The organism is Streptomyces sp. NBC_01635 (assembly GCF_045209715.1).
Taxonomy (GTDB): domain Bacteria; phylum Actinomycetota; class Actinomycetes; order Streptomycetales; family Streptomycetaceae; genus Streptomyces; species Streptomyces hirsutus.
In genome coordinates, this window is sequence record NZ_CP109277.1 from 8,855,557 (window position 1) to 8,873,501 (window position 17,945).

The following is a 17,945-nucleotide window of genomic DNA, read 5'->3' on the forward strand; positions in this document are numbered from 1 at the left end:
GTCACTCCCGCTCGCGCGGGCTCTACGACAGGATCAAGGCACGCCGGATGTACGAGAACGAGTCACTCCCGCTCGCGCGGGCTCTACCCTCTCTGACCTGGTCATTCTGATTGGCTTTGCCTGTCATTTGCTCGCGACCGGCTAGGGAAATGATGTCACATCAGCGGTTGAGTCTGTAGGGGATCGATGTACAGAGCGTGGATTTTAGTGCGTGCAAGGCTGGTTGCGCTGCCTTCTGGGCAATCAAGCTCTCGCAAGTTTCGCGGGTGGCAGTGTGGGGGGGATGGGAGCTGTTGAGGATGCCCGGAACGGCGGTGTTGACCTTCGTCCGTACGGGAAGTTCGATCGTACGCCGCTGAGGGTGTATTCGCTGCTGTTCCACTTGATCGACGTGGGTGCGGTGGCCGGGGTGCTGTGGGACCGGTTCCTGACCCCGAGTCAACGCAAGGTCATTAGCGCCGGGCTCGACGTCTCGCAGGAGCAGGCGCGTTCGCTGGTGTGTTTCCTGGCTGCCATGCATGACATCGGGAAGCTGATCCCGTACTGGCAGTCCTTTGAGCCCTCAGCGTACATACGGCTGGGGGAGGACCTGCTGGCGGATGCGGGCCCGGTGGTGCACGTGCCGCACGCGCGTGCGTCGATGCATGCGGGGCTGCATCTGTTGGGCGAGCTGGGATTCGCCGTCGGCGGGAACGACAGCCCCGCCGTACGCGCCGCTCAGTCTCTGGGCGGGCACCATGGCCGGTTCCTGCAACTCGACGTGGACGGGGCGGCATCCGCCCAGCGGGTGCAGGCCACCCTGGGCGGACCCGCGTGGCAGGACCTGCGCCGCCGCTACACCCGGCTGCTGTGGCACCTGTTCGGCGTCGACGAGGCTCCCAAGCGGGTGTCGGCCGAGGCTGCGGTGCTGATCACGGGGCTGACGATGGTCGCCGACCGGGTCGCCAGCCAGCGCCGGTACTGGGTGCCCAACGCGGACACTCCGTCCTTCGGCGCCGCAGAGCACCACAGTCACGCCCGCTGGCAGGCCGAGGAGGAAGTCGAGCGGCTCGGACTGGCCCGCTTCGCACTGAACCAGGTCCCGTTCACCATCGCTCACCCGGGACTTAAGGAACCCAACGCTCTTCAAGCTTCCGTGATGGAGGAGTTGCCGCACCTGGTCGCCGAGCGGGGGAGTGGCATCGCGGTGGTCACGGATGCCATGGGGGCGGGCAAGAGCGTGGCCGCCCTGGAGATGGCGCGGATCTTCAACGAGCACTGCGGTACTCAGGGGGTGATGTGGCTGCTGCCGGCCACGGCCGCCGCCGACCAGGCCTACGAGGTCCTGGACCGGTACGTGCGCGCCCACCAGCCCGAGTACGCCCTCGTGGCGCTGGTGCACCACCACAGCGAACTCAACGAGGCCTACACCGGCCGGCGCCTGTCCCCGGCGGACACGTCCGTCCGGGACGGACCATCCGACGCCCCGTTCACTGACGACCCGTACGACCTCTCGGACGACGAGACGGAGTGCGGCCCGGGCACCGCCGGCCCTGACCGGTGGCTGCACGGAGGGGACAAGGCGCTCCTGGCCCAGTACACCGTCTCCACCACCGATCAGGCGCAGATGGCCGTCCTTCCCGTCCGTAACAGCGCGCAGCGCATGCTGGCCCTGTCGGGCAAGACCGTCGTGGTCGACGAGGCCCACGCACTGGACCCGTTCAGCCAGATCCAGTTGCTGCGCCTGCTGCACTGGCTGGGTGCCCTGAACTGTCCGGTCGTCCTGCTGTCGGCGACGATGCCCGCGTCCACCGCCACCGAGCTGGTGCGGGCCTACCTGTCCGGAGCCGGACGCACCGGTCTCCACGATGCCTCGTTCGCCCCCGGCTACCCGGGGTGGCTGTTCGCGGACGCGGCAACCGCCACCGCCCACCGCATGTCCGAACCGGCCCAGGACCGGCAACGGGCCGCCCAGCGCAGGACCGCTCGCATCCGCATCCGCCCGGTTACCTACCGGCGCCTGGGACAGGCCGGCCGCAGCGTCGAGGCGGGGGAGCGCCTGGCCGTGATCGCCGACACGCTCCAGCCGGTGGCCCGCCACGGCGGATGCGCGGCCGTGGTGTGCGCGACCGTCGCTGAGGCACAGGACACCTACCAGTACCTGCGCCGCACGTGGACCGGCCCACCCCACGACCTGGTCCTCGTCCACGCCCGGGTCCGGGGGCGGCGACGGCAGAACACGCTGGGCGACCTTCGCCACCGGCTGGGGCCCACCGGCCCGCGTCCGGCCCGCCTCGTCTTCGTCACCACCAGCCTCCTCGATACGAGCCTGGACATCGACGTCGACCTGATGGTCAGCGATCTCGCTTCTCTGCCCCGGCTGCTGCAGCGCCTGGGGCGCCTGGGCCGCTTCACCCGCCTGTGGGCCGGGCAGGACCGCCGCCCCGCCTGGTGGGAGCGTGACAATAGCCCGACGCTGACGGTGCTGCACCCGGTCAACTCCCGCGGCGCGACCGCCCTACCGCCCGGGTGGGGGACGGTCGAGCCCGCCGTCACCCTCCACGAAACCGCCCGGCTCCTCCCGGCCCTGGAGGAAGAACCCCTTGTTGTACCCGATGATGTCCAGGCCCTCGTCGAACGGGTCCACGGCGTCACCTCCGGTTTCGCGGCAGAAACGACGCGCCTGCAGCAGATGGCTGCCACCCACCAGGCCCGCACCGGCCGTCAGCAGCAGCTCAGCGCGATCCACCTGATACCCCCGGCGAAACGGGTCTCCTCCCTGGCCGACCTGCACCGCCAGCACCTCACCACCGCCCAGGCGGCCACCCGGCCCGGTGTCCTGCCCCGCCGCCTGCTGCCCTGCTACCGCAGCCCCGACGGCACCCTGACCCTCGACGAAGCCGGCCTTCTCCCGCTCCCGGACCAGGAACACCTCAGCCCGCGCCACCTGCGCAACATCCTGGAACACACGCTGCCCGTCCCGGCCGCCTGGGTCGCCCGCGCTTCCGCCCGGCATCATCCGCCCGCAAGCTGGAAACAGCACCCCCTTCTCGCCGACACCGTGCTGCTGCCCACTGATTCTTCAACACGGAAGAGTGAACAGTGTTTTGGCCATCACTGGCTCCGCATGGACGAAGAACTCGGCCTCCTGCACCGCAAAGACCACTAGCGATCACTGCACGTAAAGCTCAGGGCCGAAAGCATCACGCCACCCTTCGATAGTCAGACTTTCTCACCGGTCGTGAAGCGCCGCGGCGACATGATTCGCTGTGCCCGCACACCACCGAACGCCTGGCCGCACATCGCACACCGCTCCGCCCCACAAGGGCGCGGCGATGTCCCCTGCGCAGCACTGGCCGCACTCTGCCGGCCCCGGCCGCCGCCTTGCCCCACAGCAACAAACCGCCCGAGAACACCGCCCCGGCCACGCCTTGCCCGCACCCCGGGCACCTCCGCACGCCCCTCCCCAGTCCCGAAAGAACCATCCCCTTGCCTTCGTTATCCCCGCCCGCCACGTTCAGCGCAGCCGACAGCCCCTGGATCGACATCCGCACCGGCCCCCACTACGACCACGTGGGCCTGCGAACCCTGTTCCTGGACGCTCACCGCATCGACGACCTCGCCCTGCCCCACCCGCCGGCAGCCTCGGCACTCCTGCGGATCGCGGTCGCCATCACCGCCCGGATCACCGGCCTCGACGACCCCGAGCTCACCGCCTCCCAGTGGAACACCCTGCGCCGCGCCTGCCTCAACCAGGGCCGCTTCGCCCCGGACGCCGTCCACGCCTACTTCGACCAGCACGCATGGGCCGTCTTCGACCCGATCAGACCCTGGCTGCAGGCACCCTCGCTGAGCACCCAGTGCCCCCACAGCACCGGCATCAACGCCTTCGTGACCGGCCGCCCCGCCGGCAACAACCTGGCCTGGTTCAGCCCGCACAGCCACCACACCACCGAACCCGTGCCCACCGCCGAGGCTCTGCAGATCCTGCTCATCCACCACTACTACGGGCGCTCCGGCAGAGGCACCCCCCGCACCATCGACGGCGCCACCAGCATGAAGCAGACCAGCGGGCCCCTGCGCTCCAGCGTCTCCTTCCACCCCCTGGGCCGCACCCTGCACGAAACGCTCCTCACCGGTGTGCCTGCCTTCACCGGCGACGAACAGCCCCCCGGCACCGACGCCTGCCCCTGGGAAGAACCCGCACCACCCGACCCGCAGGCCCCGCCCCGCCCGCTGACCTGGCCCGGCCGACAGCTGACCGGGCTGAGCCGGCACGCGATCCTCCTCGTGCCCGGCCAGGGCGGCGCCACCGTCACCGACGCCTACATCACCTGGGCCGCCCAGCAGCCCAAGCCGCTCACCACCGACCCCTACCTCGCCTACCGCTTCATCCCCGAACGCAAGAACGTCGCTCGGCGCCGCACTACCCACCGTGCCGATGCGTCCCGCGCCTGGTGGCGCGACCTGGAGACGCTGCTCCTGGCCCCGGACGAACACGGCACGCACCGCCGGCCGGCCATCTTCGACACCCTCAACGACCTTCCCGAATCCGTGCGGCGCAGCCTGCGGATCCGCGTTCACGGATTCGACCAGGACGGCAAGGTCATCGACCGGCAGTGGTACACCGCCCTCACCCCGCCGCTGCTGAACTGGACCCAGGAACACGACCCGGTCAAAGCCCAGCGCATCGCCGAGTGCTGCCGCGAGGCCGAAGGGGCCGCGCGCCGGCTGGCGACCGTCGCCAAGGCGGCCTGGAAGGCCGCCACCGGCAGTAGCCCCGCCAAGAGTCAGCGGCCCCCCTGGACCGGCAAGGCCCTGACCCGGTACTGGCCGAAGGCCGAAACGGTGTTCTGGCGGCTCCTGGACGAACCCGACACCGGTGCACCCACCGCGTTCGCGGACGCGGCCGCATCCGCCCTGCGCGAGGTCACCGAAGCCGCCCGGATCCGCCACACCTCCGCAGCCCGCGCCGTCGCCCATGCCGTCAAAGACCTCTACCGCCGGCCCTCAGCACCCCGGAAGGCCGCCTGATGCCCACCGCAGCCGAACACCGCGCCTCCTGCGACGCGTTCGTCGCCCACATCCACCTCCTGTGCGCCGAGCCGGGCGTCCGCGCCCGCCTCAGCCGAGGACGGGGCCGGCCCGTCGAGGAATGCGCCCCCATGGACCGCTACCTGTCCCGGCGCACCGCGCACCGCACCGGGCGCCGCGCCTACTACACCGTCGCGAGCCTCATCGCGGCGGCCGGGCCCCAGGCCCACACCCCGGGCGTGCGCCCCGACCCGAACGACCACACCAGCCTCCTCAGCCTGGAAGACGATCCCGGCCTCCTCCTCGTCGCCCCCGCCGACCCCGCCCCATCACCGCCGGATCCGGCGGCCTGGTTCGCCCGGCCGAACCTCGGCGCCACCCTCGCCACCGCCGTACGCAAAGCCGGCCACGGAGCGGAGCGCACCGAGGACCTCCTGAGCGTCCTGACCCGCCTCAGCGATGACCAGTTGCACCGCCGCCTGCCCGCACCTGTCACACGGCTCCTGAAGGACGGCATCACCCCCGACTGGGGTGTCCTCCTCCACGACCTGGTGCAACGCCCCCACCAGCGTGACCAGGTCGGCTTGCGCTGGCGCGACGCCTTCTACCTCGCCACCCCCGAGCCCCGGCGCCCCTGACACCCCCGCCCCAACCGGCTCCGCCCCTCCCTGCCGGCGCTCCCCACCGGGACACCACCTCGGGGCAGGTCGCCCGGCAGCTCACGTCCCGGAACCGTCCGGCGCACCTGGGCCCCCGCCCGACCGCCCAGACCGGCCGGCGGTACAGACCGATCCCGACCCTTCCCGCAGCCCACGGCACCCCGTACCCCGCGGGCCGTATCACCGGCATGCCCGCCGCCCCAGTGAAAGAAGCACACTCATGCACACCCCGGCACGCTTCCTCGACCTGCACATCCTCCACCCCGTCACTGCCGCGAACCTCAACCGCGACGCGGACAACGACCCCAAGACCATCTCCTTCGGGAACGCGATCCGGGCCCTCGTCTCGCCCCAGGCATGGAAGCGCCCCATCCGCCTCAACGTCGAACAGGACCTGGGCGAGCACGCCGCCCGCACCCGCATGGTGCCGCCCCTCGTCGCCCGGAAACTGCAAGAAGCCCAGTGGCCCGCGGCCCTCGCCGCGTTCGCCTCGGCACAGATCGTCCACTCGGCCAAGAAGGGCGGCCTGCAGCACAACGCCAAGGAGGGCTACCGCACCCAAGCCATGCTCTACCTCCCGACGGACGTCATCGACGACCTCGTCGCCCTGTGCGAAAAGCACCGCACCGAACTCGAAGAAGCACTCGCCGCCCACACCCCCAAGAAGAAGATCGACTCCGTTCTGCCCGCCAAAGACCTCGCCGCGCACCTGACCCGCCGCACCGCGAGCATCAACCTGTTCGGGCGGATGTTCGCCGAACTTCCCGCCGGCCACGTCGAAGCAGCCGTGCAGATGGCCCCCGCCTTCTCCGTACACCAAAGTGATCCGCAGCCCGATTTCTTCACCGCGGTGGAAGACCTGCCCCAGGACGGAGACCCTGGCAGCGCCCATCTCCAGACCGCGTTTCTGACCACCAGCGTCTTCTACCGTTTCGCGACCATCAACATCACCGACCTCCACCACAACCTCGGATCCGGCGCCCCCGCCGGCACGGTCAACGATCTCGTCGAGCTCTTCGTTCGGCACTTCATCCTGAGCATGCCGGGCGGCAAGAAGACGTCCACCGCACCGCACACCGTCCCCGACCTCGTCCACTACGCCGTCCGCGACCGCCGCTCCGTCTCCTACGGCGCCGCCTTCGAACAGCCCGTCAAAGCAGCCCCCCAGGGCGGTTACACCGACCCTGCCCGCCAGGCGCTCACCGACTATGCCGCCACCATCAGCCGCCTGCTCGGTACCCGCCACCTCGTCGCCCACGGACACACCACCACCACCAAGCCCATCAAGGCCCTCGGCACCCACCACACGTCCTTCGACGACCTCGCCGCCGCCTGCGCCACCGCAGCAACCAACGCCCTCACCCCCGCGGGCCGGCCGTGACCGGGCTTGTCCTGCGCCTGGCAGGCCTTCTCCAGTCCTCCGGCGAACGCGGCGTCTTCCACTACCGCGACACGTGCGCCTTCCCCACCCGCTCCTCACTCATCGGCATGTTCGCCGCGGCCCAGGGCCGTCCCCGCGAACACGCCCTCGACCCCTACCCCCACCTGCAGTCACCCGATGACACCACCGCCCCCAGCCACCGCGATCTGACCTTCACCATCCGCATCGACCAGCCCGGCACCCTCTACCGCGACTTCCACACCGTCGGCGGCGGCTACCCCCGCGAACAAGGCCTCCTCACCGGCAAGGGCACCCGACGAGAACGCGCAAAGGCCACGCTCGTCTCCCACCGCGACTACCTGACCGGCGCCGTCTTCACCATCGCCGTCCAAGGCCCCGCCTCCCTCATCAACCACATAGCCGAAACCCTGGAACGCCCCCGCTTCGGACTGTTCCTCGGCCGCCGCGTCTGCCTGCCCGACGAACCCCTCGTCCTCACCGCGGGCAGCCCCGACCCCGTCGACGAACTCCTCACCCGCACCCCCCTCACCCGCAACCGGCCCCCCGCCCCCACCGACACGCACCTGCCCACCACATTCGTCTGGGAACACCCACCCCCCGACACCGACCCCAGCACTCCGCCCGACCGGGAAAGCACCAGCGAACCTGTCAACCTCACCCGTCACGCCCGACGTCACCTGCCACGCCCTCTGTGGATGACCACCGAACACCTGCCCGCCCACCTCCATGCGGGACCCCGACCGATCGACGCCCTCACCGCGTACGTGCACGGAGAACCCGCATGACTAGCCTCACCCGCATCGTTCTCAACCCCCACAACGCAGCGGCCAGAGCCGACCTCGCCGACGTCGACAGTCTCCACAAGACCCTCATGCGCCTGGTCCCCGACCACATCGGCCCCACCCCCCGGGCCACCGCCGGCCTGCTGTTCCGCACCGAACCCGGACCCGACCCCACCCTGCTCGTGCAGACGGCCCCCACGCCCGACCTCACCGCCCTGCCCACCCACTACGGCACAGCCCGGACCCTCGACCTCACCCCCCTGCTCAACTCCCTCACCCCCGGGCGCACCATGCGCTACCGCATCACCGCCGCCCCCACCGTCGCACGCTCCGCAGGCAATCCCACCCGCCACCCCGTCACCGGAAAACGCCGCGGCAAGATCACCCACCTCACCGGCGACGACGCCATCGCCTGGTGGCAACGCCGCGCCGCGGCCGTCGGACTCGAACCCGTCACCGTCTCCGGCCTCCCCCGTCCCTTCCCCCGCACCCGCCTCGCACGCTCGGCCCCCTACTTCACGCTGACCCAGTTCGACGGCCTCGCCCGTATCACCGACACCGGCCTCCTCACCCACGCACTGAAGACCGGCATCGGCAAAGCAAAAACCTACGGAGCCGGCCTTCTCTCACTCGCCCCCGCCTGACCCCAACCAGAAAACACAACCGTGACGACACAAAGCCCTGACCAGAACGCCCTGCGCGCCGCCGCCATCCACCGCCTCTACACCCTCGAACAGTCAGAACGGCTCACCCGCTCCCGGATCATCGGCGTTGCCGACGCCTTCGGCGTCGACCCCCGCACCGTCGACCGCTGGCTCGCCAACGCCCGAGCCAACAACGGCACCTACCAACCCCAGGGCCGCCCCTGCTTCGTCCTCACCCCCCACATGCTCGACGCGGTGGCCCGCTGGCGCGGCAACGCCACCGCCGCGTGGAGGGAACTACGCGCCGAAGGCCACCCCGTCCCGTCCCTCCCCACCTTCCACCGCGCCGCCAACAGAGCCCTCACACCCGGGATACGGGCCGGCCTCCGCGGCGGCGAGAAGGCCCGCCGACGCTTCGACGTGGCCGGTGAACGCGAACGCCACCACCGCAACTACGCCTGGGAAACCGACCACGTCGAAGCCAGCGTCAAAGTCCGCATCGAAGGCCACATCCGCAAACCATGGATCACCTTCTTCATCGACTGCGCCACCTCAGCCATCTGCGGCCTCGCCATCAGCCCGCAACGCCCCAGCCGCGAAGGCGTCCTCGTCGCCATCCGCGACGCCATCCTGATCGACGAACACCACGGACCGTTCGGCGGCATCCCCACGTACGTGCGCGTCGACGGCGGCAGAGAATTCCTGTGCCCCACGGTCAAGGAAGCACTCGGCGCCCTGGGATCCGAAATCATCGAACTGCCCCCCTTCGACCCCGAAGGTAAAGGCAACGTCGAAGCAGTCAACGGAGCCATCAAAAAGACCCTGTTCCCCGGCATGCCCGGCTACACCCACGCCCCCACCCTCCACGGCGGCAAACCCGTCGACCCCGACCAACCACTGCTCCACTTCGAAGCGTTCGTCGACCGGGTCCTCGAATGGGTCCACCACTGGAACCACGAGAACACCCCCAAGAGCCTGAAAGGCCGGACTCCCTGCGAAGCCTGGGACGCCGACCCCGCGCTCATCGACACCGTCACCGCCGAAGACCTCCACACCTACACCCTCGAACGCCACGGAAAGCCCCTGACCATCAACAACGGCGGTGTCCGCTGGCGCAAGCGCAACTACATCGCCGACTGGATGCACGGCCGCGTCGGCGAAAAGGTGAACCTGCGCTACCTCCCGCACCACGATCACCGCGTCGAGCTCTACGACCCGCACACCGGCCGCCACCTCGGCGCCGCAGTCATGGCCCAACAAGCCACCCGGGAACAGGCCCTCAGCCTCAAACGAGCCCGGCGCCGCGAAGCCGACCGCCTGCGCGCCCAGCTGAAGAAGGCCGAGAAAAACCGCAACACCCGCTACGCGGCCGCAACCCGCCCCGCCCCGCCCGAACCCCTGGACGTGATGCCCGAGGAAGAAGCCCTCGAGCACCTGCGCGCCCTCGACGGCTTCGACCCGGCCGCAGAAGCACTGCCCGACCTCATCCAACTGCCCGAACCCGACGCCGAATGGACCCTGCCCCTCAACCCCAACACCGCACCCTCACCCCAGCCTCCGACACACCCCAAGGACCAGCCGTGAGCACCCCCACCCCCTCGCCCCGCCCCAGCCAGCTCCCGCCACCCAGCCAGGACCACTACCTAGGTCTCACCGGAGCCAACGCCATGGCCACCAAAGCCGTAGCCGAAACCGAAGCCCGCATCCTCAAGGCCATCAAACACAACGCCATGGTCTGCATCCACGGCCACGTCGGCCTCGGCAAAACCTTCGCCGTCCACACCGTCCTACGCCGCCGCGCCCCCGAAATCACCGTGCGGCTGCGCTACAACAACGGCGCCAACATGAACGAAATCCGAACTCAGCTCTGGCGCCGCCTCGACCTGCCGGGAGAACCGCCGCAGTCCGTCGGCCCCTGCGACCAGCAAATCCAAGACGCACTCGAAGCAGAGCCACGCGTCCTGCTCGTCGACGAAGTGCAAGGACTCGGGACGAAGGCACTGGAGTACTTCCGCACGCTGTGGGGCGACGACGCCCGCCGAGCGGCCATCATCTTCGTCGGCAGCGGCAACGCCCGGCAGAAGATCCTCAACAACCCGGCCCTGCACTCCAGGATCCTCGACTGGTACCAGTTCAGCCCTCTCACACCGACCGAAGTCCAGGCCATCATCCCCGCCTACCAGCGGACCTGGGCCGGGGCGCAGCCCGAACTGATCCTCTACACCGACGACATGGCCGGCCACGGATCGTTCCGGAACTGGGCAAGGATCACCCTCCTCCTCCACGACGCACTCGAGGAGAACCCCGACCTCACCCTCAGCAAGGACCTCATCCGCTGGGTACTCAGCCGCATCGACCCCACCACCCGCCACACCCCACAACGCAGCTGACCCCACCAGCCCTCGGCCGGAGCGGACCCCGTCTGCGGGAGTGCCCGCGGTAGCGCTCGCCCGCCCGGCCCGTCTCCCGGACACGGTGCATGGGCGTGAGGCGATCATCGTGCTCGCTGCGATCTCGCCGGTGGACCCACTCCTCTCGTGCACCGACCCGGCCGCCGCGCACCGTTCCAGCCCTGGCTGGGCACCAAAGCTGTTCGCTGCGGCCAAGGCCGGAAGCAGCCCAGGCTTCTGCGTCGGGCTGTGCTGAAGCAGGGGCGGTCGGAGGCTCAACCCCTCCCCGGAGCTCCCACCGTCGCGACTGAGCTGGACCTGACCACGTATGCGTACCAGTGCGAACAGCGACTGCACCTGCGGCTACGCAGGCTCTTTGATACATCGACACCAGCCGGTCCCCATGAGGTACCGACTCATTGATCTTGATCGCGGCCTGCCGTTGCTCCGCTGCACTGGGCGGCGCGTTCGGCCCGTGGCGGGGGAGGGCTTGCTCGGCGCTGAGTGGGATGGCGCGAGCGATGCACGGGCTGAACTCGCCGCTTGTGCTGCGCAGGCCAGGCGGTCCAGTTGGCAGTGCAGCGCGCAAGATGAATTCGGAACTCGGGTGGCGGCAGGTGGTCCGTGACGGCGCTTAGGTCGCCGAGCTCGACGTCGACAGCGACTGCCTGACCGGCCGGTCGAAGGGGATACGGCTGATCGTCCGCAAGGAATGCCCGCACCTCGGCGCCCAACTGTGCTTCACCGACGCCGACGGAATGCGCTCGACCTGCTTCGCCACGAACAGCAAGAACACCCCGATCGCCGAGCTGGAACTGCGACACCGCCAGCGGGCCCGCGCCGAGGACGCATCCGTGCCGCCCGCGCCACCGGACTGCGCAACCTCCCCCTGCACGACACCGCGCAGAACCAGGTCTGGCTGGAGATCGTCCAGATCGGCATGGACCTGCTGGCCTGGATGCCGATGCTCGCTCTCACCGGCGGCTCCCGGCTGTGGGAGCCCCGCCGTCTGCGGCTGTTCTCCGCCGCCGCCCAGATCGTGATCACCGGACGGTGCCGCATCCTCCGCCTCGCGGCCCAATGGCCTTGGACCGGCATCATCACAGACGCCCTCGACCGGCTCGACACTCTCCCGAGCCCCGGCTGGCCGGCAGCATGTGGTCCCTACGAGCAGCACCACCAGAACCCGAGCCGTGGAACCTGGCGCCCACCCGACGCGACAGCCGGACCATCACCCTGCCCACACGCAGAAATCTCCGCCCTGAGCGAGCAGAAGGGGTCCGTCAGCAAGCTGCCGGACCCTCATGCGAGATCGAGACCCTCATGCGAGATCGAGACCCTCATGCAAGATCGAGGTCAAAAACCAAGATCAGCCGTTAAGTCGGCACACCCTGTGTCGCTCGAAAATGCGATTCGGTGCTGTGAGCTGCGGAGAGGCCGTTCGGTCAGGCGGTTCTCCGGTACTGGTTGATCAGGCCGCCGAGGAGGGGGTGTCGCCGGATTCGCTGGGCCTGGAGGTCGGTGACGGTGGCTGGAGCGGGCGGTTTGGTGCTGTCCGGGGGCAGTTGCCGTCGGGACTGGTGGGGGCGGTGCTGGTTGTAGTGCCGGATGTACTCGGCCAGGACCGCTTGAGCGTGGGCCTCGTTGTAGATCAGGATCCGGTCGAGGAGTTCGCGCCGGAGGGTGCCCACGGCTCTCTCGCCGATCGCGTTCGCTCTCGGTGCCTGCGGCGGGCCGAGCAGGATCTGTACGTCGTCGGCCTGGAAGACGGCGTCGAAGGCGTCGGTGTACTTCGCATCCCGGTCCCGCAGCAGAAAGCGCAGCAAGTCCATCCGGCACCCCAACGTCATGGCGAGATTCCTCGCCTGCTGGATGGTCCACTGCGCGGTGGGGTGGACGGTGACGCCGGCGAGGTGTAATCGGCGAGTGCCGTGCTTGATGAAGATCAGGGCGTACAGGCGCCCCAGCGCCACGGTGTCGAGGTGCAGGAAGTCGGCGGCGATGATGCCGTGGGCCTGGGTGGTGAGGAACTGGCGCCAGGTAGGGCCGGAGCGATGCGGGGCGGGGTCAACTCCCGAGGACTGCAGGACCTCCCATACGGTGGACGGGGCGATGGAGTAGCCGAGGCGGGCGAGCTCGCCCTGTATGCGGCGGTGGCCCCAGGTGCTGTTCTCGCGCGCCAGACGCAGGATGAGCTGCTTGACGGTGGGCGCAGTCGGGGGCCGTCCCGGGTGGCGGCGCTCGGTGAATGTTCACTTCCGGGAGACCAGGCGTCGGTGACAGGCCAGCAGCGTGGTCGGCGTGACTGCGAAGACCTGACGCCAGCGTTCCCGCGGGACCAGCCGGGGAAGGACGGCCAGCCAGATCCGGTCGGCGGACTCATAGCAGACCCGGGCGATCTGGCGGCGCAGCACCGCGTTCTCGTGTCGCAGCGCCAGCACCTCCGCATCTTTGGCCACCTGACTGCGCAGCACGGCAGCGGGCACCTTGATCAGATTCCGGACCAGCGCGGTGACGATCGACGGTGGCATCGAAGGATCATCCCAGGCGCCGCGGAGGCCCTTGCCCCACACGGAGAAGCTGCAGGCCAAACCCGAATCGTATTTCCGAGCGGGACACGCCTTGGCTGACCGCCCCACCGCCCCACCGCCATGCCGCTTACCGTGCTACCGCCGTCCGTCACTGTGGTCCTCGACCCAGGCGACGACGCGATCCACACCCACCCCGCCCTGGCCGCCCACCATCCGCCGTCCGGCCGGATCACCCTGCGCCCCGGCGCGGGCACCACCAGCGAAACCGGCCTCGCCCACGACCTCCTCGCCGCCCTGGGCAAACCGCCCCTGCTCCCGGGCCGCTTTCCTGCAGGCCGTCAGCCCGCCTGGGAAGCCGCCACCGCATTCATCGTCCACGTCGCCATCGCCGTCGGCGCCGGCAGCCTCCTCGGCCTCCTGCCTGACCTGGCCGTCAAACTCGTCTCGGCCGCCCTGTTCGCCTTCGGCGCCTTCGTTCTCCTGCGCAGCGGAAGCGACGACGAGGACGACGAAGCCGGCACCAAGACCGTCACCGGCTTCTGGCCCGTCTACACCACCGCCTTCATGGCCGTCTTCATCAGCGAATGGGGCGACCTCACCCAGATCACCACCGCCAACCTCGCCGCCACCAACGGCTGGCTCCCCACCGCCATCGGCCCCGCCGCCCTGATGTCCGTTTCTGCCCTCGTCCTCCTCGTCGGCAAGTTCATCGCCAAACGCGTACCCCTGAAGACCGTGCAGCGCATCGGCGGCGCCTGCATGGCCGCACTGGCCATCTGGACCCTCATCGAAGCCTTCACCGGCTGCCCCGACCAACCGGTGACCAACCAGGGCACGCGGTGCGGCCCCGACGGCGGACAACGGACAGAGCCAAATCCTGCCCATCACTTCGGCTCGCCAGCTCACCCCATCGGCAAGTCGGGACTGCCGAACCCTGCGGACGACACCACGTCACGTCACAGGCCCGCCCGCGCGCCCCACCCACCGCCCGGCAGCACAACGGGAATACAGGTTTCACCTGATGTGTCAACGAACGGCACGCCGCGACTGCGGGTGAGCAGGCGCCAAAAAAGTCCCCCGGACAGCGTATCGGGAAATAAAGGCCACTACAGGAAAAATCATCTGGTTACCCGTCAGCGCGCCGTGACACGGCACATAGGTGCCCCCCTATAACTCGATTGGAGTCAATTTGCAGACTTTCCCTTATGTCCCGAGATGGCGGATATAGGAATCTGTCAGTACGTTCATCACGAGTCGGCTGGCCGGCCGATTTCCCGAGACAGGAGAAGCGCGTGATGAAGACCCGTCCCAACGTCGTTACCGCGGCCGTCGCGGCCGTCGCGGCCCTGGCCGCCACCGGTATCACCTACGCCTCGGCGTCCGCCTACGAGCCGGCCCAGGCCGCTCCCGCGGTCCAGCAGGCAGCCGCCCCCGTCTCGGCCCCCACAGGCGGCGATTCCGGCAAGGACAGCGAAGGCAAGGACAACGAGGGCGGCGATTCCGGCAAGGACAGCGAAGGCAAGGACAACGAGGGCGGCGATTCCGGCAAGGACAGCGAAGGCAAGGACAACGAGGGCGGCGATTCCGGCAAGGACAGCGAAGGCAAGGACAACGAGGGCGGCGATTCCGGCAAGGACAGCGAAGGCAAGGACAACGAGGGCGGCGACTTCGGCAAGGACAGCGAAGGCAAGGACCACGAAGGCCGGATCCACATCAACGAGCGTTCCTACTCGGACGACCCGGGCGGCTGCGTCACCGTCGTGAGCGGCCTGGGCTCCCGAAGTCTCAACATCCGCAACGACAGCCGCAGGAGCGTCGAGGTCTTCCGCGGAGCCACCTGCGACAACGGCGCCCCCATCGCCACCGTCGGACCGCACAGCTCAAGTGACGGCGTGCACCCCCGCCACGTCGAGGGCGGCGTCTTCGTCAAGAACGGAGTGGTCGGCAGCTTCCGAGTCATCCACCACTTCCGCGGACACGGCGGAAACAACGAACACGGCGGACGCTGACCGAACCGCCACCCCGGCACACCATGAAGCCCCCGGCCCGCTGGAATCGGGCCGGGGTCCCCTTGCAGCACCCCACCCCGAACACTGCGGGTGCCGATTATTCATCCATCCTGGTCACGCAGCATGTTGGTACTCGTGAAGGGGTCCGCCGAGTCGATCTCGTCGATGGACTTCCAGGGGGTTGATCTGTCTGGGATCGGCGATCGGTTCGGGGAGTTGGCGGAGCGGAGCCGCTTGCCCCAGGGCTCGGTGCGGGCGGTGCTCGTTGTAGAAGGTTTCGAACTCGCGGAGCGCGTGCAGGAGGTGGCTCTGGTTCCAGATCAACGTGCGGTCGAGGAGCTCGCGCCGGCAGGTCTGTATCCAGCGCTCCATGAGGGAGTTCATCCGGGGTATCCGGATGCCGGTGGTGACGACCTTCAGGCCGGCGTCGGCCAGCAGGGCGTCGAAGGCGGCTGTGAACTTCGCGTCTCGGTCCCGGATCAGGAACCTGGCCCTGCTGCCCGCGTCCTCCAGGTCCATGGCGAGGTTGCGGCCGAGCTGCACGATCCACTCCGCGGTCGGGTGCGCGGTGGCGCCCAGGATCCGGACGCGCCGGCTGGAGTGCTCGATGACGGCGAAGACGTACAGGCGCGCCCCGGTCAAGGTGCGGGTCTCGAAGAGATCGCAGGCGAGCAGTGCGGCCGCCTGGCTGCGCAGGAACTCGGCCCAGATGGTGCTCTGCCGTTCGGGTGAGGGTGGGATGCCGTGCTCGCGGAGGATCTCCCAGACGGTCGAGGCGGCGACCTCGATACCGAGAGCCGCGAGCTCGCCGTGGATCCGGCGATACCCCCACGACGCGTTCTCCCTGGCCAGACGCAGGACCAGGACGCGGATCGAGCGGACGGTGGGCGGGCGCCCACGCCGCTTCGGCGCACAGGTCGCGGCGTGGCGTCGCTTGAGCAGGTTGCGGTGCCACCGCAGGATCGTGTCCGGGCGTACCAGCAGCAGGAGGTGGCGCAGCTTCTCCCTTGGGAGGTGGTGGAGCAGGCCGGCGAGGATGGCGCGATCGGTGTCGGTGAAGGCGGGCTTGCCAACCTGGCGTTGCAGGACCAGCAGTTGGTGTCGGAGCGCAAGGATTTCGATGTCCTTGTCGCGGTCGCTCATCGGCAGCAGGCGCAGGAGTGCCAGGGTGTTGGTCGTGGCGAGGTAGGCCAGGCGCAGCAGCACGACCGGTCATGATGCCGTCTTCCCCTGCCCAGGTGAAGACAGCGGGGCGGCCGACGTCGCATCAGAGAAGGCCGATCAAGGCCGTGGCCTGAGCGGATGATTTATCGGCACCCGCAGTGCCGGTAACCGGCCAGCCACCGCGCATTGGCCACCAGTACCGGATCCGGCGGCCCCGCGAGGCGGTAGTTTCAGTCCACCGCCTCTGATGATCTGTATGTTTTTGTCGGTGGTGGTTTGGCATGGTGATGTCAGTGCGGTTGGTATCGGGTTTCTGCTGTTCGGTGTGCTGTGGTGGGGGTTTCGGGTGGTGACACGGATGCCGATTTAGCGCAGACGTTTTTGGTATCTTGCCTGGTCGGTTTGTTGCCGGTCGGTACAGCATGGAGTGTGTTGTTGCTGGTCAGGGTTGTGGTGGTGGGGCTGGGTGTGGCTCGGTGGGTGCAGCGGGCGGGAATCTCCCTCGGCCTTGGCCATCTGCTGGCCTGTGTCCGGGCGGGCCGGGGGAAGCGGGGCCCGGCCGGGGCGGCCCGTTACGGTTGAACCGTCGGCCTCCCCGCCTCTTCGGGCTCGTGGACGTCGCGCTGAGCCGTTTGCACCGAGGAGACCGACGTTGGACATCAGGGCACCGCAGCCTGCTGAGGGGGACGACGTGTTCTGGCGGGAGCGCCGCACGTGCTTCCTGACCACGCTCAGGCCTGACGGCACGCCGCACCTCACCCCAGTCGGCGTCACGTACGACCCCGAGGCACGGATTGCCCGCGTCATCACCGACGGCGGCAGCAAGAAGGCGCGCAACGTCCGCGCCGCCCTGGCCGTCGGCACCGAGGCACGCGTGTCCGTGGGGCAGGTCGAAGGCCGGCGCTGGTGCACTCTCGAAGGCACAGCCGTGATCAAGGACGATCCCGCCTCCGTCGCCGATGCCGAGCGCCGGTACGCCGAGCGGTACAAGACCCCGCGGGTCAACCCGAACCGGGTCGTCATCGAGATCACCGTCAGCCGCGTCATGGGAACCGTGAAGCCCTCCGGGTGGTGATTCCCAGCCCCGACCCGGGGTGGGCGGCATATAGGCAGGCTTTCCGTGGATGCTCACTCGAACTGAACCAGTGCACGTCAGTCGCTGGTCCGAAGGATGTGTAGCTGCGTAGTTGGCAAAGGTGCAGCAGGCTGGTTGGCAAGCCTTCGTCACCCGCTGTGAGTGGTTTACGCAAGGGCCTACACCGGTCGTCGCACCAGCAGCACGACCATGCTCTACAGATACCCGCCCAGCCAGCGTGGTCCATTCCAATCCGACAGGATGTGCATCTTAGAG

General features: G+C 69.0%; 11 protein-coding genes and 3 pseudogenes. 12 read left to right on the forward strand and 2 right to left on the reverse strand.

What is annotated here, in order from left to right:
• Window positions 1–283: 283 nt before the first annotated feature.
• The 9 genes and pseudogenes from OHB56_RS40355 to OHB56_RS40395 form a co-directional block, all read left to right on the forward strand.
• On the forward strand, window positions 284–3,148 hold the full coding sequence (locus OHB56_RS40355; protein ID WP_406351012.1) for a CRISPR-associated endonuclease Cas3'': 2,865 nt from the start codon (window positions 284–286) through the stop codon (window positions 3,146–3,148).
• Between the two features lie 320 nt (window positions 3,149–3,468).
• Window positions 3,469–5,013, forward strand: a complete 1,545-nt coding sequence (gene casA / locus OHB56_RS40360; protein ID WP_406351010.1) for a type I-E CRISPR-associated protein Cse1/CasA — start codon at window positions 3,469–3,471, stop codon at window positions 5,011–5,013.
• A complete protein-coding gene (casB, locus tag OHB56_RS40365; RefSeq protein ID WP_406351008.1) occupies window positions 5,013–5,651 on the forward strand; it encodes a type I-E CRISPR-associated protein Cse2/CasB in 639 nt (212 codons plus the stop codon). The genes casA and casB overlap by 1 nt, the downstream gene beginning before the upstream one ends.
• A gap of 241 nt (window positions 5,652–5,892) precedes the next feature.
• Complete coding sequence (gene cas7e, locus OHB56_RS40370) at window positions 5,893–7,053, forward strand: type I-E CRISPR-associated protein Cas7/Cse4/CasC (RefSeq protein WP_406351006.1); 1,161 nt, start codon at window positions 5,893–5,895, stop codon at window positions 7,051–7,053.
• Window positions 7,050–7,859: a type I-E CRISPR-associated protein Cas5/CasD gene (gene cas5e / locus OHB56_RS40375; protein ID WP_406351004.1), complete on the forward strand. Its 810-nt coding sequence runs from the start codon at window positions 7,050–7,052 to the stop codon at window positions 7,857–7,859. Before cas7e ends, cas5e begins: the two co-directional genes overlap by 4 nt.
• The gene (cas6e, locus tag OHB56_RS40380) at window positions 7,856–8,500 is read left to right on the forward strand and encodes a type I-E CRISPR-associated protein Cas6/Cse3/CasE (RefSeq protein ID WP_406351002.1); all 645 of its coding nucleotides are present in this window, start codon (window positions 7,856–7,858) and stop codon (window positions 8,498–8,500) included. Before cas5e ends, cas6e begins: the two co-directional genes overlap by 4 nt.
• A 21-nt stretch (window positions 8,501–8,521) precedes the next feature.
• The gene (locus tag OHB56_RS40385) at window positions 8,522–10,084 is read left to right on the forward strand and encodes a Mu transposase C-terminal domain-containing protein (protein WP_406351000.1); all 1,563 of its coding nucleotides are present in this window, start codon (window positions 8,522–8,524) and stop codon (window positions 10,082–10,084) included.
• A complete protein-coding gene (locus OHB56_RS40390) occupies window positions 10,081–10,890 on the forward strand; it encodes an AAA family ATPase (RefSeq protein ID WP_406350998.1) in 810 nt (269 codons plus the stop codon). The genes OHB56_RS40385 and OHB56_RS40390 overlap by 4 nt, the downstream gene beginning before the upstream one ends.
• Window positions 10,891–11,369: 479 nt before the next feature.
• Window positions 11,370–12,034: pseudogene (locus OHB56_RS40395) on the forward strand (transposase); the annotation flags it as partial.
• A gap of 301 nt (window positions 12,035–12,335) precedes the next feature.
• On the opposite strand, the pseudogene OHB56_RS40400 reads toward OHB56_RS40395, so the two are convergent.
• Window positions 12,336–13,421: pseudogene (locus OHB56_RS40400) on the reverse strand (integrase core domain-containing protein).
• 357 nt (window positions 13,422–13,778) lie between these two features.
• Between OHB56_RS40400 and OHB56_RS40405 the strand changes: the two are divergent.
• Window positions 13,779–14,225 (forward strand): annotated as a pseudogene (locus OHB56_RS40405) (TMEM165/GDT1 family protein); the annotation flags it as partial.
• Between the two features lie 491 nt (window positions 14,226–14,716).
• A complete protein-coding gene (locus OHB56_RS40410; RefSeq protein WP_406350996.1) occupies window positions 14,717–15,430 on the forward strand; it encodes a hypothetical protein in 714 nt (237 codons plus the stop codon).
• A gap of 114 nt (window positions 15,431–15,544) precedes the next feature.
• Here the strand turns inward: OHB56_RS40410 and OHB56_RS40415 are convergent, their stop codons facing one another.
• Window positions 15,545–16,636 carry an integrase core domain-containing protein gene (locus tag OHB56_RS40415; protein WP_406358847.1) on the reverse strand — a complete coding sequence of 364 codons (1,092 nt, stop codon included), beginning with the start codon at window positions 16,634–16,636 and terminating at the stop codon, window positions 15,545–15,547.
• Between the two features lie 610 nt (window positions 16,637–17,246).
• Here OHB56_RS40415 and OHB56_RS40420 point away from each other — a divergent pair.
• Window positions 17,247–17,669, forward strand: a complete 423-nt coding sequence (locus OHB56_RS40420; protein WP_406350995.1) for a PPOX class F420-dependent oxidoreductase — start codon at window positions 17,247–17,249, stop codon at window positions 17,667–17,669.
• Window positions 17,670–17,945: the final 276 nt, after the last annotated feature.